Source organism: Bradyrhizobium sp. (assembly GCF_036009065.1).
Taxonomy (GTDB): domain Bacteria; phylum Pseudomonadota; class Alphaproteobacteria; order Rhizobiales; family Xanthobacteraceae; genus Bradyrhizobium.
Genome location: NZ_DASYMN010000128.1, coordinates 1 through 1,690, shown reverse-complemented (window position 1 = coordinate 1,690; position 1,690 = coordinate 1). Strand labels below are relative to the sequence as shown.

Below are 1,690 nucleotides of genomic sequence, written 5' to 3'. Positions count from 1 at the left end.
CGCCATCAGTTCGGCCAGCGGCGTGTCGAACCGCCTCGCCTGTCTACTGGCCGCCGTCATGATCCGTCGTCTCCGCCCGCAAAGGGTCGCATGGAACCTGCTTGCCGTCACCCGCTGGCGGTCTCATGATGTCGCATCGACGAGAACGATGCAATGCAGGGGAGGATGCAACAAATGCTGATCGGCTTCAACGCACCGACCGCCGGACCCCTGTCGGTCGCGGATAACCTTGCGAAGATCGTGGTTGGCGGAGAGGCGATGGGCTTCGACTACGCGACGTTCAGCGACCACGTCGTGATTCCGACCGCGATCGCGGCCGAATATCCCTACAGCGCCTCCGGGGAATTCCCCAGCGGCGCCGGTGGCGAGCGGCACGAACAGCTGACCGAGATCGCCTGGATTGCCGCGAAAACGACGCGCCTGCGTCTCGTGACCTCCGTCATGGTAGTGCCGCATCGACCGGCCGTGTTGACCGCCAAGATTCTGTCGACCATCGACGTTCTCTCGGGTGGCCGGCTGACGCTCGGTGTCGGTGTGGGCTGGATGCGCGAGGAGTTCGAGGCCATCGACGCGCCGGATTTCGATGCGCGTGGAACAGTGACCGACGAATATGTGCGCGCCTTCGTCGAACTCTGGACGAGGGATGCGCCGAAGTTCCACGGCAAACATGTCCGATTCTCCAATATCGGTTTCGAGCCGAAGCCCGTGCAGAAGCCACATCCGCCGATCTGGGTAGGAGGCGAGAGCGGTCCGGCGCTGCGACGTGCTGCCCGCATCGGCGATGCGTGGTATCCGATCGGTACCAACCCGCAGAATCCGCTCGATAGCCTGACGCGTTTCAAGGCCCAGGTGGCGCGGCTGGGCAAGATGACCGCCGAAGCGGGTCGCGATCCCAAGGCGGTCGGCCTGAGCTTGCGATGCACGCAGTTCGGCGAGCGCGCGCCGCCACAGGCTGGTGATGGCGAACACCGCCTGTTCGCCGGTCCGCCGCCGCTCGTTGCCGCCGACATCCGGTCGCTGCGCGACATTGGGGTCGGCTGCATCGATTTCGGATTCGGCGGTTCGACAGCCGACGAAGTCCTCACGGGTATGCACAAATTCAGGGCCGAGGTCTTGCCGCTCGTCTAATATGGCGTCTGGAAGGCGCCGATCGAACGCGCCGCCCGATCCGGGAAGGAGCGGCTATCATGAAATTCGCCCTGCACTTCGGCAACATCGCGTTCTCGGATCCTGACGGCGCGCGCCGTCTGGTGCGGCTGGCGGAGGCGGCCGGTTTCGATTCGGTGTTCGCTGTCGAGCACGTCGTGTTTCCCGACAACTATACGAGCGTCTATCCCTATGCGCCGGGCGGCCGATTGCCGGGCGGTCCATCGATGAAATTTCCCGATCCGCTGATCTGGCTGACATGGGTCGCTGCCGCCACTACGCGGCTGCGCTTCATGACGGCCGTGATGATCCTGCCGCAACGCAACCCGCTGGTGCTGGCCAAGGAGGTCGCCACGCTCGACCATCTCAGCGGCGGCCGGATCGAACTCGGCATCGGGGTAGGTTGGCTAAAAGAGGAGTTCGAGGCGCTCGGCATTCCTTTCGAGCGTCGCGGCAAGCGCGCTGATGAGTATGTCGCGGCCATGCGCGCATTGTGGGCAAGCGACGGTGCCAGCTTCGCCGGCGAGTTTGTGAAATTCGACAA

3 protein-coding genes are annotated in these 1,690 nt (G+C 64.3%); all 3 read left to right on the top strand.

Annotated elements, in window-relative coordinates; genetic code table 11:
* On the top strand, nucleotides 1-181 hold a 181-nt coding region (locus tag VGP39_RS07910; protein ID WP_327567552.1), incomplete at its 5' end, for a hypothetical protein.
* The gene (locus VGP39_RS07905; protein WP_327567551.1) at nucleotides 175-1,128 is read left to right on the top strand and encodes a TIGR03619 family F420-dependent LLM class oxidoreductase; all 954 of its coding nucleotides are present in this window, start codon (nucleotides 175-177) and stop codon (nucleotides 1,126-1,128) included. The genes VGP39_RS07910 and VGP39_RS07905, both read left to right, overlap by 7 nt.
* A 59-nt stretch (nucleotides 1,129-1,187) precedes the next feature.
* Nucleotides 1,188-1,690, top strand: a 503-nt coding sequence (locus tag VGP39_RS07900) for a TIGR03619 family F420-dependent LLM class oxidoreductase (protein WP_327567550.1), incomplete at its 3' end; no start/stop codon positions are given.

Excerpts from the sequence above, each read along its gene's own strand:
- VGP39_RS07905 (WP_327567551.1), top strand. The coding sequence starts at position 175 with ATGCTGATCGGCTTCAACGCACCGACCGCCGGACCCCTGTCGGTCGCG.